Source organism: Streptomyces roseoviridis, from assembly GCF_039535235.1.
Lineage (GTDB): Bacteria > Actinomycetota > Actinomycetes > Streptomycetales > Streptomycetaceae > Streptomyces > Streptomyces roseoviridis.
In genome coordinates this window covers 1,332,266-1,354,995 of record NZ_BAAAWU010000001.1, presented here as the reverse complement: position 1 = coordinate 1,354,995, position 22,730 = coordinate 1,332,266, and the positions used below count along the sequence as shown (strand labels likewise).

Genomic DNA, 22,730 nt, shown 5'->3' with positions numbered 1-22,730 from the left:
GTGAAGCTGACGAAGAACACCCACGCCTGCGTCCGCCTGGAGAAGGACGGACGGACGCTCGTCATCGACCCCGGGATGTTCACGGAGGAGGACGCCGCGCTCGGCGCGGACGTCCTCCTCGTCACCCACGAGCACCCCGACCACTTCGACGAGGGAAGGCTGCGGGCCGCCCTGGAGGCGAACCCCGCCGCCGAGGTGTGGACGCTGCGGAGCGTCGCCGAGCAGCTGGCGGCGGCCTTCCCGGGCCGCGTCCACACCGTCGGCCACGGCGACACCTTCACCGCCGCCGGTTTCGAGGTCCAGGTCCACGGCGAGCTGCACGCCGTCATCCACCCCGACATCCCGCGCATCACCAACGTCGGCTTCCTCGTCGACGGGTCCGTCTTCCACCCCGGGGACGCCCTCACCGTGCCGGACCGGCCCGTGGAGACCCTCTTCCTCCCGGTGATGGCCCCGTGGAACAAGATCTCCGAGGTGATCGAGTACGTGCGGGAGGTCAAGCCGGTCCGCGCCTACGACATCCACGACGCCCTGCTCACCGACCTGGCCCGGCCGATCTACGACCGCCAGATCGGCGCCCTCGCCGGCACCGACCACCGCCGGCTCGCCCCCGGCACCTCCACGGAGCTCTAGGGGGCCGCTCCCCGGTCCCGCCGGGCCGGCGACGCCCGGCGGGGGCTCGGGAGCCGACGGCGGCCCGTTGTCACACCCCCCGGCTAGGCTTGCGCTCATGCGCATCGCCACCTGGAACGTCAATTCGATCACCGCCCGGCTGCCGCGGCTCCTGGCCTGGCTGGAGAGCAGCGGCACGGACGTGCTGTGCATCCAGGAGACCAAGTGCACCGCCGAGCAGTTCCCCACCGAGCAGCTGCGCGAGCTGGGGTACGAGTCGGTGGTCAACGCCACCGGCCGGTGGAACGGGGTCGCCCTGGTCTCCCGGGTCGGCCTGGAGGACATCGTCACGGGCCTGCCCGGCGGTCCCGACTACGAGGGCGTCCAGGAGCCGCGGGCGATCTCCGCGACCTGCGGCCCCGTCCGCGTCTGGTCGGTCTACGTGCCGAACGGCCGCGAGGTCGCCCACGACCACTACGCGTACAAGCTGCGCTGGCTGGAGGCGCTGAAGGCGGCCGTCGCCGACGACGCGGCGGGCGAGCGCCCCTTCGCCGTGCTCGGCGACTTCAACATCGCCCCCACCGACCAGGACGTCTGGGACATCTCCCTCTTCGAGGGTGCCACCCACGTCACCGAGCCGGAGCGGGCCGCGCTCGCGGGGCTGCGCGAGGCGGGTCTGAGCGACGTGGTGCCGCGGCCGCTGAAGTACGACCACCCCTTCACGTACTGGGACTACCGCCAGCTGTGCTTCCCGAAGAACCGGGGCATGCGCATCGACCTGGTCTACGGCAACAAGCCCTTCGCGGACGCCGTCAAGGACGGCTACGTCGACCGCGAGGAGCGCAAGGGCAAGGGCGCCTCCGACCACGCCCCGGTCGTCGTCGACCTCGACGTCTGACCCACGGCCCGGGCCCCGGCGGCGGGACGATCTCCGCGTGCCGGGTGGTGCCCGGGGGAGCGGGGTGCCAGGCTGGTCGGATGAACATCCCGTTCCTGGACAACTGGCTCAAGCGGCACGACGTCGCGTCCCCGCTGGTCTCGGCCTTCGACCGGGATCCGCAGGGGGCGGCGGACCTGCTCGCCGAGTGCGAGCTGCTGAGGGCCCGCGCCCAGGAGGCCGGAGTGGAGCTCGACGACACGCCCCGCTCCCTCGCGGCGCTCGACCAGCTCCCGCCCCGCTGGCGGGACGACCCCGAGGAGCTGCCCTGGGTCGGCAACGACGCCGGGCTCTACCTCGGCACGGTCCTCGTGCGCACCGTGCCCGGCGCCGGCTGGCGTCTGCGTCCGGACGGCCAGCCCGTGGTGCTGCTCGCCTCGGGACGGGAGATCAACGTGGTGGAGGCGGGGCTCGACTGGGCCACCACCGGGACGCCCCAGCTCGCCCAGGTCTATGCCGAGGCCGCCGAGTTCTGACCGCTGCCAGGGGGCATCAAGCCCCGCCATGCCCCTTCTGCAGTAAATACGGCTTATCACCCCTTCATGCGTGTCGGGCGTGAAGTCCCTTTTTCTGCTGGATAGTTTGCGCTGACCTCGACACCAGCGGAGAACACAGGGGGCAGGGCAGACATGGCCGTCGTCGATCGCGATCCGTTGATCGAACTGCGGGGCGTCAACAAGCACTACGGCACGTTGCACGTCCTCCGGGACATCCACCTCACCGTCGGCCGAGGGGAGGTCGTCGTCGTCATCGGCCCGTCCGGCTCCGGGAAGTCGACGCTCTGCCGGGCCGTGAACCGTCTGGAGGCGGTCGAGTCCGGCGACATCCTGATCGACGGACAGCCGCTGCCCTCGGAGGGCAAGGCACTCGCCCGGCTGCGCGCCGAGGTCGGCATGGTCTTCCAGTCCTTCAACCTCTTCGCGCACAAGACCGTCCTCGCCAACGTCTCCCTCGCCCAGACGAAGGTCCGCAGGCGCCGCAGGGAGGAGGCGGACCGACGGTCCCGCGAGCTCCTCGACCGGGTGGGCCTCGCCGCGCACGCCGACAAGTTCCCCGCCCAGCTCTCCGGCGGCCAGCAGCAGCGGGTCGCCATCGCCCGCGCGCTCGCCATGGACCCCAAGGCCCTGCTCTTCGACGAACCGACCTCGGCCCTCGACCCGGAGATGATCAACGAGGTCCTGGAGGTCATGCGGCAGCTCGCCGAGGAGGGCATGACGATGGTGGTCGTCACCCACGAGATGGGCTTCGCCCGCTCCGCCGCCCACCGCGTGGTGTTCATGGCCGACGGCCGCATCGTCGAGGACCGCACGCCCGAGGACTTCTTCACCGCGCCGCGCAGCGAGCGGGCCAAGGACTTCCTGTCCAAGATCCTCACGCACTGAGGGGACCGGAAGCATGCAGCGTACGCGACGCACCCTCGCCGTGCTGGCCCTCCTGGTGGCCGCCGTCCTCACCGGCGCCGGCTGCGGCAAGGAGGGCAGCCCGCCCGTCAAGGGCCCCGCGCCGGGCCGGCTCCCCGTCTACCAGGTGCGGTCCGGCTTCACCCTGCCCGACTCGCCCACCTGGAAGCGGGCGAAGCAGCGCGGGCACCTGGTCGTCGGCGCCAAGGAGGACCAGCCCTACATGGGCGAGAAGGACCCCGCGACGGGCACCTACTCCGGCTTCGACATCGAGATCGCCCGGATGCTGGCCGCCTCCCTCGGCTTCGACCCGGCCGGCATCCGCTTCCGCACCATCGCCTCCGCCAACCGTGAGACCGCCCTGCAGAACGGCCAGATCGACTACTACGTGGGCACCTACACCATCAACGACAACCGCAAGAAGCTCGTCGGCTTCGCCGGCCCCTACTACATGGCCGGCCAGTCCCTCCTCGTCCGCACCGACGAGGACGGCATCCACGGCCCCGAGGACCTCGACGGCAGGCGCGTCTGCTCGGCCGCCGGCTCCACCCCGTTCCAGCGCATCCAGAAGGAGTACCCGAAGGCCGACCTCGTCGCGTACGACACCTACTCCGTCTGCGTCGACAACCTGCTCACCTACCAGGTCGACGCCGTCACCACCGACGACACGATCCTCATGGGCTACGCCGCCAAGGTCCCCGACGAACTCAGGATCGCCGGGAAGCCGTTCTCCAAGGAGCCGTACGGCATCGGCGTCCCGCGCGACGACACCGCGCTGCGCTTCGCCCTCGACGACGCCCTGGCGGCCCACGAGAAGAACGGCGACTGGAAGAAGGCCTACGACGCGACCCTCGGCCTCTCCGGGGTGCCCGCCCCGACGCCGCCCCCCATCGACCGCTATCCGGCGAGCTGAGGAAGGAGCACCGCCACCCCATGGACGTCCTGACGGACAACTTCTCCACCTACGGCGACGGGTTCCTCGGCACCCTCGAACTCACCGTCTACGCCTCGCTGCTGGCCCTCGCCCTCGGCTTCCTCATGGCCTCCTGCCGCGTCGCGCCGGTGGGCTCGCTGCGGGTGCTGGGCACCGTGTGGGTCACGGTGCTGCGCAACACCCCGCTCACCCTGCTGTTCTTCGCGGTGATGCTGGGCCTGCCCCGCTTCGGCATCGTGCTGCCCTTCGAGCTGTTCGCGGTCCTCGCGCTCGGCTGCTACACCTCCGCCTTCATCTGCGAGGCGCTGCGCTCGGGCATCAACACCGTCCCGCTCGGGCAGGGCGAGGCCGCCCGCAGCCTCGGCATGACCTTCGCCCAGACCCTCGGCAGCGTCATCCTGCCGCAGGCCTTCCGCTCGGTGATCCCGCCGATCGGCTCCACCCTCATCGCCCTCGCCAAGAACTCGGCCATCGCCGGGGCGTTCAGCGTCACCGAACTCCTCGGCACCTACAAGACGTTGAGCGAGCTCGGCTACAACATCATCTGGACCTTCGTCTGGATCGCCGTCGGCTACCTCATCATCACCCTCGCGATCAGCGCGCTCTTCCACCTCCTGGAGAGCCGCTGGGGAGTCGCCCGATGACCCATGCCTCCACCGCGCTCTACGACGTCCCGGGGCCCCGCACCCGCCGCCGGCACCTGCTCTACGGCCTCGTCTCGACCCTCGCGATCCTCGGCATCGCGGCCTGGGTCCTGTACCTCCTCTTCGACACAGGCCAGTTCACCGCCGCCAAATGGTCGCCCTTCGCGTACGAGGGAATCCAGGAACTGCTGCTGCGCGGGCTCGGCAACACCCTCAAGGCCTTCGCGTACGCCTCGGTGCTCTCCCTCGCGCTCGGAGCGGTCCTCGCCACCGGCCGGCTCTCCGAGCACCGGGTCTTCCGCTGGACCGCCACCCTGTTCGTGGAGTTCTTCCGGGCCATGCCCGTCCTGGTGATTATCTTCTTCATCTTCGTGGCGCTCAAGGTCCAGCCGCTGCCCGCCCTGGTCGCCGGACTGACCCTGTACAACGGCTCGGTCCTCGCCGAGGTCTTCCGTACGGGCGTCAACGCCGTGGCCCGCGGCCAGCGCGAGGCGGCGTACGCGCTCGGCATGCGCAAGACGCAGGTGATGACGTACGTCCTGGTGCCGCAGGCGCTGCGGGCGATGCTGCCCGCCATCATCAGCCAGCTGGTGGTGGCGCTGAAGGACACCTCGCTGGGATTCCTCATCACCTACGAGGAGTTCCTGCACGCGGGGAAGCTGATCGCCTCCGACCTCGACTACGATCTGCCCTTCATCCCGGTGGTGATGGTGATCTCGCCGATCTACATCGGGATGTGCGTGCTGCTCTCCTGGTTCGCCACGTGGGTGGCGAAGCGGGAGCGGCGCAGCCCGAAGACCAGGGCCACGGACATCGCCCCCGCCGAACCGGCCACGCTGCTGCCGGGCCGCGAGTAGCCCGGGCACGGGACCCCCGCACGGGCCCTGCCCGCCCGGCAGCAGCCGGTGATCACTCCTCCCGCAGCGGTACCGACACGTAACTCGGGTCGGCCGCGGGGGAGGAGAAGGTCAGCTGCGCGCCGGTCGGGTTGTGCTCGATGTACAGCGGGTCGACCGTGTCCACGACCAGGGCGAGCCGGTGCCCGGCCGGCACGTCGTACGCCGTCGAGAACAGCTCCAGGTCGACGGCGAACGGCTTGCCGGGCACCTTGCCGTGGAAGGTGTACGGGGCGTTGCTGATCAGCTTGCCCAGGCCGAGCGGGCCCACGTCGTACAGGTAGGCGACGAAGGTGCCGCTCGACGCGGTGGGCGTGACCGTGGTGTGCAGCCGCGCCGTGCCGCGCACGCGCTGCGGGGCGTCATGGCGCTCGGACTGCCAGACGCCGGCGAAGGAGCGGGGCAGCAGCGGGATCGAGGCGACGGGCGGCGCCTGGAGGAACTGGTCCAGGAGGTTGGAGAGCATCACGACGCCTCCGTTGGCGCCCGAGTCGACGTTCGCCCACACGTGCTCGGAGTCGCCGAGCATGAACTTCCGCCGGTCGGCGCCCACCGACTTCCAGTCGGCGTAGCCCTCGTAGCCGGCGGCCGAGCGCGGCTTGAGGCGGACCGGCTGCTCGCGGTCGACGCCGTTGTCGGCACCCTTGAGGTGGTGGTCGAACCAGCGCTGCGTGCTGGTCCAGGTGTCGTTGGGCAGGCCGAGCAGGCCGGTGGCCTCGGCGGTGGCGTGGTCACCCGGGCGGAACTCCAGGCGCTTGGGAAGGTTGAGCTTCTCGTAGAAGCTCGCGAACTGGTTGGGCGGGAAGACGGTGTCGCCCCAGGCGTTGCCGAGCATGATCGCGGGGCGGTTGGCGTTGAGGGCGTCGACGTAGGTCACCGCGGAGCGCTTGCGGCCCCAGGCGATCATCTCGTCCTCCTTCTCCAGGTTGGAGGAGAGGAAGTCGCCGAGGATCTGGCGGAGTTCGGGGCCGGGCCGTCCGGTGAGGTATCCGGCGCCGCCGAGCAGGGCGGCGGCCTGGAGGTGCTGGGTGCGGCCGCTGTAGATCGAGTCGATGAGGTCGGCCCAGCCGCTGAGGGCGGCGACCGCCCTGATCCGCTTGTCGTGCGCGGCGGCGAGCAGGCTGATGCCGGCGCCGTAGGAGACGCCGGCCATGCCGACCTTCGCCGGATCGGCCGGGGTGTTCGCCAGGGCCCAGTCGATGACGAGGGAGGCGTCGGCGACGTCCTTGGGGCCCGCGGTCTCGATCTCGCCGCCGGACTGCCAGAAGCCGCGCGAGTTGTAACCGACCACGACGTAGCCGGAGTCGGCGAGCTTCTTCGCCTGCGCCAGGTACTCGATCTGGGGCATGCCCCAGCTGGTGGGCAGCACGATCACGGGGTAGCGGACGGAGCCGTCGGCGCCGGCGGGGGTGGCGACGTTGGCCTTGAGGACCGTGCCGCCCTCGCCGGCGATGTCGACGAAGCGGAGGGTGGCGCCTTGGTCGGCGGCCTGGGCGGCGGGGGCGAGCCCGAGCGCCGTGCCGGCGACGAGGGCGGCCGAGACGGCGAGGGACAGGGCAGTGCGCACGGGTCACTCCTCACTGGTTCACTGGAGGGGGGCAGTGAAGTGACCCGACGGTAACCGGGGAGACTTACCCGTGGTAACCGGTCGGTAAGTTACGCATGGGTAACGATTGGCCGGTTCCTGTCAGCGCAGTGCGCTCCTGGCCTGCCAGTCGGCCCACGACAGGTTCCATTCGCCGTAGCCGTTGTTCAGGGCCTGCGTGCCCTTGGCGTCGGAACCGGTGATCTCGAACGGGTCCCCGACCTGCACCGCCGCGTACACGGCCGCGGCGTTCGCGTCGCTCATGCCGACGCAGCCCGAACTCTTGTTGGCGTTGCCGAAGTAGGCCGCGTTCCACGGCGCCGCGTGCGCGTACATCCCCGACCAGGTCAGCCGCATCGAGTAGTCGACCATCTTGTCGTAGGCGTCGCCCAGTCCGACGGTCTCGGAGCGCATGTTGATCGTGCCCTCCTTGGACATCAGGACGGTCTTCCCCCGCCAGGACGCCTTCTCGCCGCCGGGCGTACCCGCCGACACGGGCACGTCCTTGACCACCTGCCCGTCCCGCAGCAGCTTCAGCCGGTGCCCGTCGAGGTCGACCTCGACGACCTGGTTCCGGCCGATCGTGAAGGTGGTCGAGTAGTCGCGCACGAACCAGCCGCCGCTGCCGGAGTCGACGCCGTTCAGCTCCGCGTCCAGGGTCACCTTCGTGCCCGGCTTCCAGTACTCCTTCGGCCGCCAGTCCACCCGGTCCTTGCCTGACCAGTCCTGCATCCAGCCCCAGGACCCCTCCGTCGGATTGGACGTGGTGACCTTCAGCCGCCGCTCCACCGCCGCCTTGTCCTTCACCGGGTGGTCGAACACGATCGACAGCGGCTGCGCGACGCCCACCGTGGTGTTCTTCCCGGGCGCCAGCGTCAGCTTGTTCACCTTGTCCGGCGCCGCCGTGGCGAACTCCGCCTTCGCGCTTTTGCCGTCGGCGTCCTGCGCCTCCACCGCGTAGGCCGTGCCCGGTGCGGCCGGCCGCTCGGAGGTCCAGGTCTTCCCGTCGGCGGACACCCGCCCCGCCAGGTTCCCGCCCTTGGAGTCCGTCACCGTCACCTGCCGCAGCCGCGGCCCCTCGGTGAGCGTGACCACCACCGGGGCGCCCGCCTCCGCCTGTCGCCCGGTCAGGTTCACCGAGATCCGGGTCGACGGCGCGGCCCGGTCGGAGCCGGCCCCGGACCCGCCCGGACCGCCGGAACACGCCCCGAGCGTGAGGGCCAGGGCGGTGGTGGCGAGCAGGGCGGGCACGGGTATGCGGTTCACGGGAACGACCTCCGGTGGTGATCTCTTACGGAAGGTGAGAGTCCCGGCGACCGGAGATGGTTCCGTACATGTGCCCTATTCCTCGGATGTCGGATGTGACATGGGCGATACGGGCCGGGCGGAGCCGCCCTGGAGCACGACGGCCTCGGCGAGGTCCCGTCGCGCCTCGGCGTACCGCTTGACCGCGAGCAGGAACATCGCCCGGTCGGTGAGGGCCCGCGCGAGGACCGGATGGCCGTCCGGGAGGCCACGGGCGAGGGCGACGCCCTCGTCGAAGCACGGCAGGAGCGTCTCTGCCGCCCGACGGCCGGAGGTCTCCCACCGCAGTGCCCGACGGAGGACCAGGCGACGGTGGACGGCGATCAGGGCGGGCAGGTCACCGGACCCGCGCAGGGCGGCGACCTCCCGTTCCAGGGAGGGGACCGACGCGAGGTAGCCCTCCCGCGCGTCCGGTGACCAACCGTGGACGACATGGGCCCCGAACGGCGGCATCGGGGCGGCCGGAGTGGCCGCCGGTTCCTCCGGCCGCCCCGACAGGAGGAACAGCGTGACCCACCACGCCTGGATGTTGCTCCAGCTCACCGGCTCCCCGTCCCGCGCGAGCCGGGTGAGAACCGTCAGCGCCTCCTGCCGGGCAGCCGCGGCCCCGGCCACGCGCCCGGCCGCCCGCAGCATCCCGGCGTGCTGGACGACCAGCCACACCAGCGAGGCCAGCGGAGCACGGCCCGCCGCCGCCTCGCTCCGCCTGCCCGCCACGAGACGCGCGAACAGCTCCAGTGCCTCCTCCCGCCGTCCGGCGGCATCGAGCTCGGCCGCCCACTCGATCAGTTCCCACTCCGAGGCGTCCGTCCCCTCCTGTCCGAGGTGCCGGCCGAGCAGTCCGGCCGCCTCCGCGTGCCGGCCCTCCTCCGCCAGGACCTTCGCGAGCCTCCCGTAAGCCCCGGACCCCGCCAGCTCCTCGCACACCGCACGCCCCTCGGCCCGCCGGCCGGCGGCGAACAGGGCGCGTTCCCAGGCCCCGAGCGCGCGGCCCACCCGCGCCTCGGACACGTCGCCGTCCATCCGCAGCGCCTCGTCCGCCGCCTCGGCGAACAACCGAACCCGCACCTCCCGGTCGTCCAGTTCGTACCCGCGCTCCAGCAACGCGTCCACCAGCAGCGGCAGATAGGCCCGCGGGCTCACCCGCGCCAGCACCCGGTACGCCAAGACGCGCTCCCAGGTGCCCAGGTGCTCGACGCCCAGCAGCAGCACCCGCGCCCGCAGCACCGCGTCCTGATCGGTCTTTCCCGTGTCCGCCACGTTCCCCCTGCTCTCCGCGCCCTCCGTGTGAGGCACGAAGGGAGATTCTGGGAGTCGGGGCACAGGCCGGACAAGGCTCTCGAACTGTGCGTTCCGTCCTACGAAAAACGGCTCTGACCTGTCATGATGGTGACGTCTTCACCCCGACGGGAGGGCCGGTGGAGCACACGAGCGAGGCACCCGAGGCCGTCGGCGGACCGCGGACCGTCCCCGATGTCTTCGACCCGCGGCTCTACGCCGCCGGCATCCCGCACGACCGCTTCCGCGTCCTGCGCGACCACCATCCCGTCGCACGCCAGGAGGAGTACGAGCTCCTCGGCTGGCCCGCCGGGCCGGGGTTCTGGGCCGTGACGCGGCACGCCGACGTCGTACGGGTGCTCAAGGACGCCGCCGGATTCTCCTCGTACCTCGGCGCCACCCAGATCCGCGACCCCGACCCCGCCGACCTGCCCTTCATCCGGCGGATGATGCTCAACCAGGACCCTCCCCACCACGGGCGGCTGCGGCGGCTCGTCAGCCGGGCCTTCACCCCGGGCCGGATCGAGCGGTTCGCCGCCACCGCGCGCCTCCGGGCCCGTCAACTCCTGGACGCGGCCAGGGAGTCCGGTCCGGAAGTGGACCTCGTGCGGGCCGTCACCGACGACTACGCCCTGCTCAACCTCACCGACCTGCTCGGCGTGCCCGCGAGCGACCGCGGGCTGCTGCACTCCTGGACCGAGCGGGTCATCGCCTACCAGGACCCCGACGAGCCGCCTGTCCTCGACGCTGCCGGACGTCCGGTCAACCCCCGCTCACCCGCCCGGCTCGCCGAGATGTTCGCCTACGCGCGCGAACTCGCCGCCCACAAGCGCGCCCGTCCCGCCGACGACATCATGACGACCCTCGCCACCGGCGAACTGCGGGACGCGGAACTGGAGATGTTCTTCTTCCTGCTGACCGTCGCGGGCAACGACACCGTCCGCTCGGCCGCCCCCGGCGGACTCCTCGCGCTCGCCGAACACCCGGACGACAGGCGCGCGTTGTGGTCCGGAGACATCGGTATGGACACGTCGGTCGACGAACTGCTGCGCGTCCACCCGCCGGTGCTGTCCTTCCGCCGCACCGCCACCCGGGACACCCGGCTGGCCGGCGTGCCGATCGCCGCCGGCGACAAGGTCGTCGTCTTCCACCCCTCCGCCAACCACGACGAGCGGGTCTTCGCCGACCCTCACCGGCTCGACCTCGCCCGCACCCCCAACCCGCACGTCTCCTTCGGCGACGGCCCCCACGTCTGCCTCGGCGCCCACTTCGCCCGGCTCCAGCTCCGGATCCTCTACGAGGAGGTACGGGCGTCCTGCGCCGGCCTGGAGGTCACCGGGCCGCCCCGGCGCCTCGTCTCCAACTTCATCAACGGGATCAAGTCGCTGCCGGTCCGGCTGGAGCCGTACGCGCCTCGCGGGTGATGTCGGCGACCACCTCCACGACGTCCGGGCCGTACGCGTCGGAGTTGACGACCTTCAGCAGCAGCGCGAACGTGCCGTCGCGTCCATGGGTGCGCGCCAGCCGCTCGTGGTGACGCGACAGATGGCGGGCCGCCGCCTGATTGGCGACCGCGGCCTGGCCGCAGAGCAGGAACAGCGGCCGCTCGCCCTCGCCGCCCGTCAGCCGGGCGAGGACGACGTACTCGGTGGTGCCCCACTGGGCGCGGTAGCTCTGGCCTCCGACGGTGAACATGCCCCGGTCCTCGCGCGGATCCGGGTCGACGTTCATCGTCAGCCCGGGCAGCAGGTTGGCGAGGTGGGCGCCCATGCGGTGATTCGAGTAGGGCCCACCGATGCAGAATTCCGTCGTCTCGCCCAGTCCCCGGCGGGCCGTGTCGTGCTGGATGATCCGCAGCCGCGCGCCGCAGTCCTTGATCAGGGCCGAGAGTTCGAGCAGCGCCGACACGTCGGTGGCGTGCACGGCCCGTTCGTTGCCCGCCTGCCGGTTCACCACCAGCAGGCACTCGGAGCCGGTCGGGAGGCCGAAGAAGGCCTGCTTCCTGCGGAGTCGGCGCCGCAGGACGGAGGTGCGGGCCAGCCAGCCGAGGGAACCGCTGATCCCGGTGGCGAGGACACCGAGGACGACGTTCCACAGGTCTTCGTTCATGGGCGCGCATGCTATCGGCGATCGGGTGACCGTTCGAGATCCGGTGATCGGGTGAGCGTCCGAGGCGGTCCTGACGGCGGGCGGGCGCGGAAGTTACGCTGCGCGGACGGTCATCGACTGGAGGTAAGGATGCGTCGTTCCGCCGTCGTACGCGATTCCGCCGTGCGTCGTTCCGCACCGCACCGCTCCGCCCCGCGCGATCCCGCCGGGCGCCGTTTCGCCGTGCGGCAGGCGTCGGTCGTGGCCGTCGCCGTCACGGTGCTCTCGGTGGGCGCCGCCGCTCCGCCGACGGCCGCCCCGCCGCGTCCCGCGCCGCCGGTCAAGGTGCCCGTCGCGACCGGCTGGGGCGGAGCCGTCGCCAGCGTCGACGCCGACGCCTCCGCCGCCGGGGTCGAGGTCCTGCGCCAGGGCGGCAACGCCGTCGACGCCGCCGTCGCCGTGGCCGCCGCCCTCGGCGTCACGGAGCCGTACTCGGCCGGCATCGGCGGGGGCGGCTACTTCGTCCACTACGACGCGAAGACCCGTACCGTCCACACCATCGACGGCCGCGAGACCGCGCCCGCCTCCGCGGACGCGAACCTCTTCGTCGAGAACGGCAAGCCGATCCCCTTCGAGGAGGGCATGACCAGCGGCCGCGGCGTCGGCACTCCCGGCACCCCCGCCACCTGGCAGACCGCCCTCGACGCCTGGGGCAGCAAACCGCTCCGCACTCTGCTGCGCCCCGCCGAGCGCCTCGCCCGCGACGGCTTCACCGTGGACGCCACCTTCCGCGCCCAGACGGCCGCCAACGAGGCCCGCTTCCGCGACTTCCCGGCCAGCGCCGAACTCTTCCTCCCCGGGGGCCGGCTGCCGGTCGTCGGCTCGACCATCAAGAACCCCGACCTCGCCCGCACGTACGCGAAGCTCGGCCGGGAAGGTGTCGGCGCGCTCTACGAAGGGCCGCTCGCCCGCGACATCGTGAACACCGTCCGGCACCCGCCGGTCCGCGAGGGCGCCACCCGCGTCGTCCGCTCCGGCGACCTGACGGAAGGCGACCTCGCCGCGTACCACACCATCGAGCGCCGCCCCACGAAGGTGTCCTACCGGGGCCTCGACGTCTACTCGATGGCGCCGTCCTCCTCCGGCGGCACCAGCGTCGGCGAGGCCCTCAACATCCTGGAGGGCACCGACCTCTCCCGCGCCCCCGAGGCCCGCTACCTCCACCGCTTCGTCGAGGCGAGCCGGATCGCCTTCGCCGACCGCGGACGCTGGGTGGGCGACCCGGCCTTCGAGGACGTGCCCGTGCGCGGACTGCTCTCCCAGCGGTACGCCGACTCCCGGGCCTGCCTGATCCGCGACGACGCCGTCCTGACCAGCCCGCTCCCGCCCGGCGACCCGCGCCACCCGGTGCCCTGCGGGAGCGGCGGGACCGCGGCCCCCACGACGTACGAGGGGGAGAACACCACCCACCTCACCGTCGCCGACAAGTGGGGCAACGTCGTCGCCTACACCCTCACCATCGAGTCGACGGGCGGCAGCGGCATCACCGTCCCCGGTCGCGGCTTCCTGCTCAACAACGAGCTGACCGACTTCTCCTTCGCCCCGGCGAACCCGGCCGTGCACGACCCCAACCTGCCCGGCCCGGGCAAGCGGCCGCGCTCCTCGATGTCGCCGACGATCGTCCTCGACAAGAGCGGCCGGCCGGTGCTGGCGCTCGGTTCGCCGGGCGGCGCCACCATCATCACCACCGTGCTCCAGACCCTCACCGGAGTCGTGGACCGCGGACTGCCGCTCGTCGACGCCATCGCCGCACCCCGGGCCAGCCAGCGCAACCAGCCCACCACCGAGCTCGAACCGGACCTGTGGAACAGCCCGCTGCGGGCGGAGCTCGAAGCGCTCGGCCACGCCTTCCGGCAGAACCCGGAGATCGGCGCGGCGACCGGCGTCCAGCGGCTGCCCGACGGGCGGTGGCTGGCGGCAGCGGAGAAGGTCCGCAGGGGCGGCGGCTCGGCGATGGTGGTCAGGCCGGCGCCGTGACCGGTCGCTGTCATCACAGGGCGGTCAGGATGCGCGGACCGTCGTCCGTGACGGCGACGGTGTGCTCGGTGTGGGCCGCGCGCGAGCCGTCGACCGTACGGATCGTCCAGCCGTCCTGCGCCGTGTAGTGGTGGTCGGCACCGCTGCCGATCAGCATCGGTTCGATCGCGATCACCATGCCGTGCCGCAACGGCATGCCCCGGCCCGGGCGTCCCTCGTTGGGGACGTCCGGGCCCTCGTGCATCGTGCGGCCCACGCCGTGGCCGCCGAAGCCGTCGGCGATGCCGTAACCGGCGCGGCGGCAGACGCGGCCGATCGCGTGCGCGACGTCGCCGACCCGGTTGCCGACCCGCGCCGCCGCGATGCCCGCCTCCAGGGCCTCGTACGCCGTGTCGACGAGCCGGGTGTCCTCCGGGCGGGCCCGGCCGACCGTGAAGCTGACGGCCGCGTCCCCGACCCAGCCGTCGAGGACCGCCCCGCAGTCGGCGCTCAGCAGGTCGCCGTCCGCGAGCGCCGTGTCGTCCGGGACGCCGTGCACGATCGCGTCGTTGACCGAGAGGCAGACCACGGCCGGGAAGGGCACGGGAGCCCAGTCCGGCCGGTAGCCCAGGAACGGCGAGCCGGCTCCCGCCGCCGCCAGGACCCCGCGCGCCACCTCGTCCAGCTCGGCGAGCGTCACCCCGGGCGCCGCCTTCTCCCGCACGGCCTCCAGGGCCCGTGCCACCACCCTGCCGGCCTCGCGCATGAGCAGCAGGTTCTCGTCCGTCTTGATCTCCACCATGCCAATTACTATACCGGTATTAGAATGGGCGGCATGGTGCGCACACCCCTGACCCCCGAAGAGCACGAGCGCGGCGAACGCCTCGGCCGGCTGCTGCGCGAGGCGCGCGGCGACCGGTCCATGGCGGAGATCGCCGCGGCGGCCGGCCTCTCCGCGGAAACCCTCCGCAAGATCGAGACCGGCCGCGCCCCGACCCCCGCCTTCTTCACCGTCGCCGCGCTCGCGGGCGTCCTCGGCCTGTCCATGGACGAACTGGTGACGCGCTGCGCCTTCGTCCCCGTCTAGCCGGGACGAGGCCGGTGTCCCGGGGCGTGCCTCCGCCGGTCGTCACAGGCGGCGCGCCCTTCCGTCTCGTGCGGACACCGCCGGCCGCACCCGTCCGTGCCACGGGCGCTCGACCTCGTCGAGCAGGGCCGGGCCGGGTCCGAGGGGCGAGGCGGCCCGGACCGTCGAGGGCCGTGCCGACCGACGTGCGGCAGCGGCCGGTCGACGGGGCGTCCTGGGACAGGTCGAGGGGCGGCGCGCCCTCGGCGCGCCATGGAGCGCGACGGCTTCGTCTCCCGGACCGGGCGCGACGAGAACCCCCTCCGTGCCGAAGTGCGCTCACCGGCCTCGGCCGCTCCCCGCTCGCCCCCGACACCGCCTGCGCCTGGGCCCGCGCCCACGGGCCGCGGATAGCCGAGGCCCGGATCGCCGAGGCGCGGGCCGGCTGCGACGGCGACACCTGAGCCGGCTTTGCTCGTAGGCTCCGGGCATGGAACCCGACAGCACGCAGTCCGACACGAAGCCTGGCGCGAAGTCCGAGACGCTGCCCGAAGAACTGCGGCGCGGCCGCTACGTCAGCCTCACCACCTTCCGCAAGGACGGCACCGGCGTCGCCACACCCGTCTGGTACGCGGTCGAGGGCGACGAGCTGTACGCCTGGACCCGCACCGACTCCTGGAAGGTGAAGCGACTGCGCCGCGACCCCCGGGTCGTCGCCGCCGTCTGCGACGTGCGCGGGAACGTGGCGGAGGGCGCCATCCGCGTGGAGGGAACGGCCCGGCTCGTCACGGGGGAGGAGCTGCGCCGCGTGCGCCGGCTCCTCTCGCGCAAGTACACCTGGCAGTTCTGGGCCGTGGACTGGCCCGCCATGATCGCCCGCCTCGGCAAGCGGCCCCACACCGGCATCGTCGTGCGGTTCACGGGAGCCTGACCGAAAACCCTGCGTAGCCGTCCCGTAACACTCCTGAGGTCCAATGCCGGTGGCGGCGGACCGAAAGGCAGTGGGGCATGGCGGTGCGGCAACTCCCGGCGGAGATCGTGGCGTTCACAGGATGGCTGGGCGAGCTCGCCGGCCGGCTCGCCCCCGACGAGGGCTGGTACGGCGTCTTTCGCGCCCGCGACCCGGAAGGCATGCGCGCCTGCTTCGACGGTACGGACATCCTGCCGTGGGACGTCGTCGCGTCGCTGCTCCAGGACCTCGGCGAACCGTCCGACGGGCCCCTCGCCCTCCGGGGCCGCGCCCTGCACGACGCCGCCGCGGCCGTCCACGACCGGGCCCCGGGCGGCGCGCAATCCCTCACCGGGCGGCGGGACCTGATGGAGCGCGCGGCCTACGACGCGCAGGCCCGCATCCGGGACCTGGCCGCGCGTCCGGACCGGGACCCGGACGGCGCGTCGCTCGCCTGGGCCCGCGACGACCTGACCCGCGCCCGCGCGAGGATCGCCGAACTCGACGCCCGCCTCGACCGCCTCGGCCTCCTCGACCGACAAGGCCAGGGCCGACTCGGCCGGCCGGGCAGGGGCGGCGCGCCGGCCGGCACGACGGGCCGCCCCCACCCGGGTGCGGCAGCGGCGACGCCGGCGGCACAGGCCGCCCTCGCGCCCACCCCCGTCTCCGCGCCCGCCCCCGTCACTGCCGCCGCGCCCGTCCCCGCCCTCCGCCGCCCCCGGGGAGCCCGTTACGCCGGGCTGGAGGTCGCGGATCCGGTCCTGCCGGTCGGGCTGCCCGCGACCGAACCGCCCACCGCTCCGGCCGCCGCACCGCGCGGCGCGCGGTTCGGTGGGGTGTCCGCCGCGCCCGCACGAACGACGGCCGCACCGGAGGCGCCCGAGGATCCGGAGCGGGCCGCCCGGGCCGCGGGCAACGCCGTCCACGCGCTGCGGCGGCTGCGCGCCCAGGGCCGCAGCGGCGAGGCACACGCGCTGTTGTGCGAGGCGCTCGCGGGTCCGCCCGCGTGGCTCCCGGTGCTCGCCGCCGAGCTGCACGCAGCCGGGCTCGCCGCCGACTGGGCCACGCTGCTGTGGGAGGCCGCCACCCTGCCGCCCGGACGGCTGGCCGCCGTCGCCGGGGCGCTGGCCGACGCGGGCCGCCCTCAGGACTGCGAACAGCTGCTTCGGCAGGGCGTGGCCCGGCCCGTGGAGGAGCTGGCCGGGGCCTGCGCCGCCCTCTACGCGGAGTCCCGGCACGACGAGGCCCTGACCCTGCTCACCGCCTTCGTCCGCTGCCGGACGCCGGAGGACGCCGCCCGGCTCGCCGCCGCGGGCCCGGACGCCGGCCCCGCCGCCCTCACCGCCGGGCTGCTGGCCGCCGCCCGCTCCGTCTCCCCGGAACGCGCCCGCGACGTGCGGCACGCGCTGCGGGTCGCGGGGCTGGCCTGACGGGGCGGTGCGACGGACCGGCGCGAAGGCCCCGTACGGAGCCCTCACCACCCGGCGCGCGGCGACCTGTCCCCGTACCGCGCGAAGGCCGCCTCCCGCACCGGCGACGCCCGGTGGCACGCCGCCTCCCGGCAGGAGAGGGCCGGCGGAGGTGAGCGGCAGGGCCCGGGACGTGTCCGTACGTGTCGGTGCGTGTCCGACGTGGACCACTCGGGTATGAAACATGATCGACTCCGCCGGTTCGCGGCAGTGGTCTTGCTCCGGGCTGTGACGGGGCTTACGTTCTCCTCCTACGCATCGCGTCTACGTGCGTAGAGGCTCTCTGACGCCGTGCCGAAGGAGCAGCTCATGACCGACGTCGTACGCGCCGCGCTCGTCCAGGCGACCTGGACCGGCGACACCGAATCCATGATCGCCAAGCATGAGGAGCACGCCCGCGAGGCAGCCCGGCAGGGGGCGAAGGTCATCGGGTTCCAGGAGGTGTTCAACGCCCCGTACTTCTGCCAGGTCCAGGAGCCCGAGCACTACCGCTGGGCCGAGCCGGTGCCCGACGGGCCCACCGTGCGCCGGATGCAGGACCTCGCCCGCGAGACCGGGATGGTCGTCGTCGTGCCCGTCTTCGAGGTCGAGGGCGCCGGGTTCTACTACAACACCGCCGCCGTCATCGACGCCGACGGCACCTACCTCGGCAAGTACCGCAAGCACCACATCCCGCAGGTCAAGGGCTTCTGGGAGAAGTACTACTTCCGTCCGGGCAACGCCGGCTGGCCCGTCTTCGACACCGCCGTCGGCAAGGTCGGCGTCTACATCTGCTACGACCGCCACTTCCCCGAGGGCTGGCGCCAACTCGGCCTCAACGGCGCGCAGTTGGTCTACAACCCCTCGGCCACCCACCGCGGCCTGTCCTCCTACCTCTGGCAGCTGGAGCAGCCCGCCGCCGCCGTCGCCAACGAGTACTTCGTCGCCGCCATCAACCGGGTCGGCATCGAGGAGTACGGCGACAACGACTTCTACGGCACCAGCTACTTCGTCGACCCGCGCGGCCGGTTCGTCGGCGACGTCGCCTCCGACAAGGAAGAGGAACTCGTCGTCCGCGACCTCGACTTCGGCCTCATCGACCAGGTCCGCCAGCAATGGGCCTTCTACCGCGACCGCCGCCCCGACGCGTACGACGGGCTGGTGCAGCCGTGAGCAGCCTCTACGAACGCCACCGCGCCGTCGCCCCCGACTGGCTCGCCCTCTACTACAAGAACCCCATCGAGCTCACCCACGGCGAGGGCCGCCACGTCTGGGACGCCGACGGCAACCGCTACCTCGACTTCTTCGGCGGCATCCTCACCACCATGACCGCCCACGCCCTGCCCGAGGTCACCAAGGCGGTCGCCGAACAGGCCGGGCGGATCATCCACTCCTCCACCCTCTACCTCAACCGCCCGATGGTGGAGCTCGCCGAGCGCGTCGCCGCCCTCTCCGGCATCCCCGACGCGCGCGTCTTCTTCACCACCTCCGGCACCGAGGCCAACGACACCGCGCTCCTCCTCGCCACCGCGTACCGCCGCTCGAACCAGATCCTGGCGATGCGCAACAGCTACCACGGCCGCTCCTTCTCCACCGTCGGCATCACCGGCAACCGCTCCTGGTCGCCCACCGGCCTCTCCCCGCTCCAGACCCTGTACGTGCACGGCGGCGTCCGCACCCGCGGCCCGTACGCCCAGTACACCGACGAGCGGTTCATCGACGCCTGCGTCGCCGACCTGGAGGACCTGCTCGGCCACACCCGGGACGTCGCCGCCCTCATCGCCGAACCCATCCAGGGCGTCGGCGGCTTCACCTCCCCGCCCGACGGCCTCTACGCCGCCTTCCGCAGGGTCCTCGACCGGCACGGCATCCTGTGGATCGCCGACGAGGTGCAGACCGGCTGGGGCCGCACCGGCGAGCACTTCTGGGGCTGGCAGGCACACGGCCAGGCCGGACCGCCCGACATCGTCACCTTCGCCAAGGGCATCGGCAACGGCATGTCCATCGGCGGCGTCGTCGCCCGCGGCGAGATCATGAACTGCCTCGACGCCAACTCCATCTCCACCTTCGGCGGTTCACCCGTCACCATGGCCGCCGGACTCGCCAACCTCTCGTACCTCCTCGAGCACGACCTCCAGGGCAACGCCCGCCGCGTCGGCGGCCTCCTCATCGAACGGATCCGGGCCGCCGCGGCCGGCACCGACGCCGTACGCGAAGTCCGCGGACGCGGCCTGATGATCGGCATCGAACTCACCGAACCCGGCACCGACCGGGCCGACCCCGACGCCGCGGCCGCCGTCCTGGAGACCACCCGCGCGAACGGCCTCCTCATCGGCAAGGGCGGCGGCCACAACACCAGCACCCTGCGCATCGCGCCCCCGCTCTCGCTGACCGTCGCCGAGGCCGAGGAAGGCGCGGCGATCCTCGAACAGGCCCTCCGTTCCCTCCCGTCCGCAGGGGAGTAGTCCCGTGAGCACCCGCACACTCATCAGGGGCGGGCTCGTCCTCACCGCCGCCGACGAGCTCCACGCCGACGTCCTCATCGAGGACGGGCGGATCGCCGCCCTCGCGGCCCACGGCTCGGACGTCGCCGCCGGCTGGACCGCCGAGCGCGTCATCGACGCCACCGACCGCTATGTCATCCCGGGCGGTGTCGACGCCCACACCCACATGGAGCTCCCCTTCGGCGGCACCTTCGCCTCCGACACCTTCGAGACCGGCACCCGCGCCGCCGCCTGGGGCGGCACCACCACCATCGTCGACTTCGCCGTCCAGACCGTCGGCCGCAGCCTGCGCGAGGGCCTCGACACCTGGTACGAGAAGGCCGACGGCAGGTGCGCCGTCGACTACGCCTTCCACATGATCCTCTCCGACGTCAACGAGCACACGCTCAAGGAGATGGACAAGTTGGTCGAGGAAGGGATCTCCTCGTTCAAGAGTTTCGTTCGGTCGCGTGACCCGGGATTTTCTAGCGGAGTAGGCCGCGTGCCGTGCGGGGTGGCGGCGTGACGGGGTTGGCGGGCCGGGGCGTGGCCTCGGCCCGTGCCGGTGGTGGCCTGTTCGGCGGTCGGCGTGAAGGGATGGCGGGGGCATGACTCGGACTCTTATTACCGGCGGTCTTGTGATCACGGCCGCGGACGAGGTGCACGCGGATGTGTTGATCGAGCACGGCCGGGTGGTGGCGTTGGCGGCGCCGGGGACGCAGGAGTGGACGGCGGACCGGGTGATCGACGCGTCGCAGAAGTATGTGATCCCGGGCGGGGTGGATGCGCACACGCATATGGAGCTGCCGTTCGGCGGCACGTTCGCGTCGGACACGTTCGAGACGGGCACGCGGGCGGCGGCGTGGGGCGGGACGACGACGATCGTCGATTTCGCGGTGCAGGCGAAGGGCCATTCGCTGCAGGCCGGCCTGAACGCCTGGATGGAGAAGGCGGACGGAAACTGCGCGATCGACTACGCGTTCCACATGATTATGTCGGACGTGAACGAGTCGACGCTCAAGGAGATGCCGAAACTCATCGAGCATGGGATTTCCTCGTTCAAATTGTTTATGGCGTATCCGGGGGTCTTCTTTTCGGATGACGGGCAGATCCTGCGGGCTATGCAGGTGGCCGGCGAAACCGGCGGGCTGATCATGATGCACGCGGAGAACGGCATCGCGATCGACGTCCTGGTGGAACAGGCGCTGGCGAGGGGCGAGACCGACCCCCGCTATCACGGGGAGGTCCGCAAGGCCCTGCTTGAGGCGGAGGCGACACACCGGGCGATCCAGCTGGCCCGGGTCGCCGGCTCCCCGCTCTATGTCGTCCACGTCTCCGCGCAGGAGGCCGTGGCCGAGCTGGCGGCGGCGCGGGACATGGGCCTGCCGGTCTTCGGCGAGACCTGCCCCCAGTACCTGTTCCTCTCCACCGACAACCTCGCGGAGCCGGACTTCGAGGGCGCCAAGTACGTCTGCTCGACGCCGCTGCGGCCGAAGGAGCACCAGGCGGCGCTGTGGCGGGGCCTGCGGACGAACGACCTCCAGGTGGTGTCGACGGACCACTGCCCGTTCTGCTTCGTGGGGCAGAAGGAACTGGGCCGCGGCGACTTCTCGAAGATCCCGAACGGTCTACCGGGGGTGGAGAACCGCATGGATCTGCTGCACCAAGCGGTGGTGGAGGGGCACATCACGCGCCGCCGCTGGATCGAGATCGCCTGCGCGACCCCGGCCCGGATGTTCGGTCTCTATCCGCAGAAGGGGACGATCGCGCCGGGCGCGGACGCGGACGTCGTCATCTACGACCCGCACGCGACGCAGGTGCTGTCGGCGGAGACCCACCACATGAACGTCGACTACTCGGCGTACGAGGGGAAGACGGTCACCGGCCAGGTCGAGACCGTCCTCTCGCGCGGCGAACTCGTGCTCGACCAGCGGAAGTACGTGGGACGCGTGGGCCACGGCACCTTCGTTCCGCGCTCGACCTGTCAGTACCTGGGCTGACCCAGCGCGGGGACTCACTTCACCGCACCGACTTGAACTTGGAGGTCCCGCGTGGACTTCGGACTCGTCCTGCAGACCGACCCGCCCGCCTCGCAGGTCGTCGGCCTGATGCGCCGGGCGGAGCGCAACGGCTTCCGCTACGGCTGGACCTTCGACTCCACCGTGCTGTGGCAGGAACCCTTCGTCATCTACAGCCAGATCCTTGAGCACACCACCAAGCTCCACGTGGGTCCGATGGTGACGAACCCGGGGACGCGGACGTGGGAGGTGACCGCCTCCACCTTCGCGACCCTCAACGACATGTTCGGCAACCGGACCGTGTGCGGCATCGGCCGCGGCGACTCCGCGATGCGGGTCGCCGGCCGCAAGCCCAACACGCTCGCCCGGCTCGGCGAGGCCATCGACGTCATCCGGGACCTCGCCGAGGGGCGGGAGGCGAGCGTCGACGGCAACCCGATCCGCATCCCGTGGGTGAAGAACGGCAAGCTGCCGGTGTGGATGGCGGCGTACGGGCCGAAGGCGCTCGCGCTGGCGGGACAGAAGGCGGACGGCTTTATTCTCCAGCTCGCCGACCCCTTCCTCACCGAGTGGATGGTCAAGGCCGTCCGCCAGGCCGCCACCGACGCCGGCCGCGACCCGTCATCCGTGACCATCTGCGTCGCCGCCCCGGCGTACGTGACGGCGGACGACTCGCCCGACGCCCTGGCCCACGCGCGCGACCAGTGCCGGTGGTTCGGCGGCATGGTCGGAAACCACGTCGCCGATCTGGTCGCCCGGTACGGCGAGCACTCCGACATGGTGCCCGACGAGCTCACCGCGTACATCAAGAACCGCCAGGGCTACGACTACTCCCACCACGGCCGCGCCGGGAACCCCTCCACCGACTTCGTCCCCGACGAGATCGTCGACCGCTTCTGCCTCCTCGGCCCGGCCGAAGCCCACATCGCCAAGCTCCGTACGCTCCGTGACCTCGGCGTCGACCAGTTCGCCGTCTACAACATGCACGACAACCGCGAGGCCACCATCGACGCCTACGGCTTCGAGATTATCCCCGCGCTCCACTGACGAGGCTGCAGGCGTAGGCTCCCA

Annotated in this window: 21 protein-coding genes and 1 pseudogene; 17 read left to right on the top strand and 5 right to left on the bottom strand. The window is 72.1% G+C overall.

Annotated elements, in window-relative coordinates; translation table 11 throughout:
* The 7 genes from ABD954_RS06120 to ABD954_RS06090 all read left to right on the top strand — a co-directional run bounded on the left by ABD954_RS06120 (nt 1) and on the right by ABD954_RS06090 (nt 5,384).
* On the top strand, nt 1–633 hold the full coding sequence (locus ABD954_RS06120) for an MBL fold metallo-hydrolase (RefSeq protein WP_345484751.1): 633 nt from the start codon (nt 1–3) through the stop codon (nt 631–633).
* A gap of 97 nt (nt 634–730) precedes the next feature.
* Nucleotides 731–1,510: an exodeoxyribonuclease III gene (locus ABD954_RS06115; protein WP_345484750.1), complete on the top strand. Its 780-nt coding sequence runs from the start codon at nt 731–733 to the stop codon at nt 1,508–1,510.
* An 80-nt stretch (nt 1,511–1,590) separates the two neighbouring features.
* Nucleotides 1,591–2,025 (top strand): DUF6278 family protein, encoded by a 435-nt coding sequence (locus ABD954_RS06110; RefSeq protein WP_345484749.1) that lies wholly within the window; start codon nt 1,591–1,593, stop codon nt 2,023–2,025.
* Nucleotides 2,026–2,178: 153 nt separating this feature from the next.
* Nucleotides 2,179–2,931 carry an amino acid ABC transporter ATP-binding protein gene (locus ABD954_RS06105; RefSeq protein ID WP_345484748.1) on the top strand — a complete coding sequence of 251 codons (753 nt, stop codon included), beginning with the start codon at nt 2,179–2,181 and terminating at the stop codon, nt 2,929–2,931.
* A 13-nt stretch (nt 2,932–2,944) separates the two neighbouring features.
* Entirely contained in the window at nt 2,945–3,862 is a 918-nt protein-coding gene (locus ABD954_RS06100; RefSeq protein ID WP_345484747.1) for a glutamate ABC transporter substrate-binding protein, read from the top strand.
* Nucleotides 3,863–3,882: 20 nt separating this feature from the next.
* Complete coding sequence (locus tag ABD954_RS06095; protein WP_345484746.1) at nt 3,883–4,527, top strand: amino acid ABC transporter permease; 645 nt, start codon at nt 3,883–3,885, stop codon at nt 4,525–4,527.
* On the top strand, nt 4,524–5,384 hold the full coding sequence (locus ABD954_RS06090; RefSeq protein WP_345484745.1) for an amino acid ABC transporter permease: 861 nt from the start codon (nt 4,524–4,526) through the stop codon (nt 5,382–5,384). Before ABD954_RS06095 ends, ABD954_RS06090 begins: the two co-directional genes overlap by 4 nt.
* 52 nt (nt 5,385–5,436) lie before the next feature.
* Here the strand turns inward: ABD954_RS06090 and ABD954_RS06085 are convergent, their stop codons facing one another.
* The 3 genes from ABD954_RS06085 to ABD954_RS06075 form a co-directional block, all read right to left on the bottom strand.
* Nucleotides 5,437–6,990, bottom strand: a complete 1,554-nt coding sequence (locus ABD954_RS06085; protein WP_345484744.1) for an alpha/beta fold hydrolase — start codon at nt 6,988–6,990, stop codon at nt 5,437–5,439.
* Nucleotides 6,991–7,110: 120 nt separating this feature from the next.
* Nucleotides 7,111–8,274, bottom strand: a complete 1,164-nt coding sequence (locus ABD954_RS06080; protein WP_345484743.1) for a L,D-transpeptidase family protein — start codon at nt 8,272–8,274, stop codon at nt 7,111–7,113.
* 75 nt (nt 8,275–8,349) lie between these two features.
* Complete coding sequence (locus tag ABD954_RS06075) at nt 8,350–9,609, bottom strand: hypothetical protein (protein ID WP_345484742.1); 1,260 nt, start codon at nt 9,607–9,609, stop codon at nt 8,350–8,352.
* Between the two features lie 122 nt (nt 9,610–9,731).
* On the opposite strand from ABD954_RS06075, the gene ABD954_RS06070 reads away from it, so the two are divergent.
* On the top strand, nt 9,732–11,015 hold the full coding sequence (locus ABD954_RS06070; protein ID WP_345484741.1) for a cytochrome P450: 1,284 nt from the start codon (nt 9,732–9,734) through the stop codon (nt 11,013–11,015).
* On the opposite strand, the gene ABD954_RS06065 is transcribed toward ABD954_RS06070, so the two are convergent.
* Entirely contained in the window at nt 10,969–11,700 is a 732-nt protein-coding gene (locus tag ABD954_RS06065) for a hypothetical protein (protein WP_345484740.1), read from the bottom strand. The two genes, ABD954_RS06070 and ABD954_RS06065, sit on opposite strands and share 47 nt — an antisense overlap.
* A gap of 222 nt (nt 11,701–11,922) precedes the next feature.
* On the opposite strand from ABD954_RS06065, the gene ggt reads away from it, so the two are divergent.
* The gene (ggt, locus tag ABD954_RS06060) at nt 11,923–13,716 is read left to right on the top strand and encodes a gamma-glutamyltransferase (protein ID WP_345491989.1); all 1,794 of its coding nucleotides are present in this window, start codon (nt 11,923–11,925) and stop codon (nt 13,714–13,716) included.
* A gap of 13 nt (nt 13,717–13,729) precedes the next feature.
* On the opposite strand, the gene map is transcribed toward ggt, so the two are convergent.
* Complete coding sequence (map, locus tag ABD954_RS06055) at nt 13,730–14,497, bottom strand: type I methionyl aminopeptidase (RefSeq protein ID WP_345484739.1); 768 nt, start codon at nt 14,495–14,497, stop codon at nt 13,730–13,732.
* A gap of 33 nt (nt 14,498–14,530) precedes the next feature.
* Here map and ABD954_RS06050 point away from each other — a divergent pair, with 33 nt between their 5' ends.
* From ABD954_RS06050 to ABD954_RS06015, 8 genes and pseudogenes are all read left to right on the top strand, one after another.
* Complete coding sequence (locus ABD954_RS06050; RefSeq protein WP_345484737.1) at nt 14,531–14,782, top strand: helix-turn-helix domain-containing protein; 252 nt, start codon at nt 14,531–14,533, stop codon at nt 14,780–14,782.
* 469 nt (nt 14,783–15,251) lie between these two features.
* On the top strand, nt 15,252–15,692 hold the full coding sequence (locus ABD954_RS06045) for a PPOX class F420-dependent oxidoreductase (protein ID WP_345484735.1): 441 nt from the start codon (nt 15,252–15,254) through the stop codon (nt 15,690–15,692).
* A gap of 77 nt (nt 15,693–15,769) precedes the next feature.
* A complete protein-coding gene (locus ABD954_RS06040) occupies nt 15,770–17,140 on the top strand; it encodes a UL36 very large tegument protein (RefSeq protein WP_345484734.1) in 1,371 nt (456 codons plus the stop codon).
* 348 nt (nt 17,141–17,488) lie between these two features.
* Nucleotides 17,489–18,331, top strand: coding sequence for a nitrilase-related carbon-nitrogen hydrolase (locus ABD954_RS06035; RefSeq protein WP_345484733.1), 843 nt, complete (start codon nt 17,489–17,491; stop codon nt 18,329–18,331).
* Nucleotides 18,328–19,623: an aspartate aminotransferase family protein gene (locus ABD954_RS06030; protein WP_345484732.1), complete on the top strand. Its 1,296-nt coding sequence runs from the start codon at nt 18,328–18,330 to the stop codon at nt 19,621–19,623. Before ABD954_RS06035 ends, ABD954_RS06030 begins: the two co-directional genes overlap by 4 nt.
* 4 nt (nt 19,624–19,627) lie before the next feature.
* Nucleotides 19,628–20,104: pseudogene (locus ABD954_RS06025) on the top strand (amidohydrolase family protein); the annotation flags it as partial.
* Between the two features lie 145 nt (nt 20,105–20,249).
* The gene (gene hydA, locus ABD954_RS06020) at nt 20,250–21,641 is read left to right on the top strand and encodes a dihydropyrimidinase (protein WP_345484731.1); all 1,392 of its coding nucleotides are present in this window, start codon (nt 20,250–20,252) and stop codon (nt 21,639–21,641) included.
* 51 nt (nt 21,642–21,692) lie between these two features.
* Entirely contained in the window at nt 21,693–22,706 is a 1,014-nt protein-coding gene (locus ABD954_RS06015) for a TIGR03842 family LLM class F420-dependent oxidoreductase (protein WP_345484730.1), read from the top strand.
* Nucleotides 22,707–22,730 lie beyond the last annotated feature (24 nt).

Excerpts from the sequence above, each read along its gene's own strand:
- ABD954_RS06035 (WP_345484733.1), top strand. The coding sequence starts at position 17,489 with ATGACCGACGTCGTACGCGCCGCGCTCGTCCAGGCGACCTGGACCGGC.
- ABD954_RS06105 (WP_345484748.1), top strand. The coding sequence starts at position 2,179 with ATGGCCGTCGTCGATCGCGATCCGTTGATCGAACTGCGGGGCGTCAAC.
- ABD954_RS06040 (WP_345484734.1), top strand. The coding sequence starts at position 15,770 with ATGGCGGTGCGGCAACTCCCGGCGGAGATCGTGGCGTTCACAGGATGG.
- hydA (WP_345484731.1), top strand. The coding sequence starts at position 20,250 with ATGACTCGGACTCTTATTACCGGCGGTCTTGTGATCACGGCCGCGGAC.
- map (WP_345484739.1), bottom strand. The coding sequence starts at position 14,497 with ATGGTGGAGATCAAGACGGACGAGAACCTGCTGCTCATGCGCGAGGCC.
- ABD954_RS06090 (WP_345484745.1), top strand. The coding sequence starts at position 4,524 with ATGACCCATGCCTCCACCGCGCTCTACGACGTCCCGGGGCCCCGCACC.
- ABD954_RS06045 (WP_345484735.1), top strand. The coding sequence starts at position 15,252 with ATGGAACCCGACAGCACGCAGTCCGACACGAAGCCTGGCGCGAAGTCC.
- ABD954_RS06100 (WP_345484747.1), top strand. The coding sequence starts at position 2,945 with ATGCAGCGTACGCGACGCACCCTCGCCGTGCTGGCCCTCCTGGTGGCC.
- ABD954_RS06115 (WP_345484750.1), top strand. The coding sequence starts at position 731 with ATGCGCATCGCCACCTGGAACGTCAATTCGATCACCGCCCGGCTGCCG.
- ABD954_RS06095 (WP_345484746.1), top strand. The coding sequence starts at position 3,883 with ATGGACGTCCTGACGGACAACTTCTCCACCTACGGCGACGGGTTCCTC.
- ABD954_RS06110 (WP_345484749.1), top strand. The coding sequence starts at position 1,591 with ATGAACATCCCGTTCCTGGACAACTGGCTCAAGCGGCACGACGTCGCG.
- ABD954_RS06065 (WP_345484740.1), bottom strand. The coding sequence starts at position 11,700 with ATGAACGAAGACCTGTGGAACGTCGTCCTCGGTGTCCTCGCCACCGGG.
- ABD954_RS06050 (WP_345484737.1), top strand. The coding sequence starts at position 14,531 with ATGGTGCGCACACCCCTGACCCCCGAAGAGCACGAGCGCGGCGAACGC.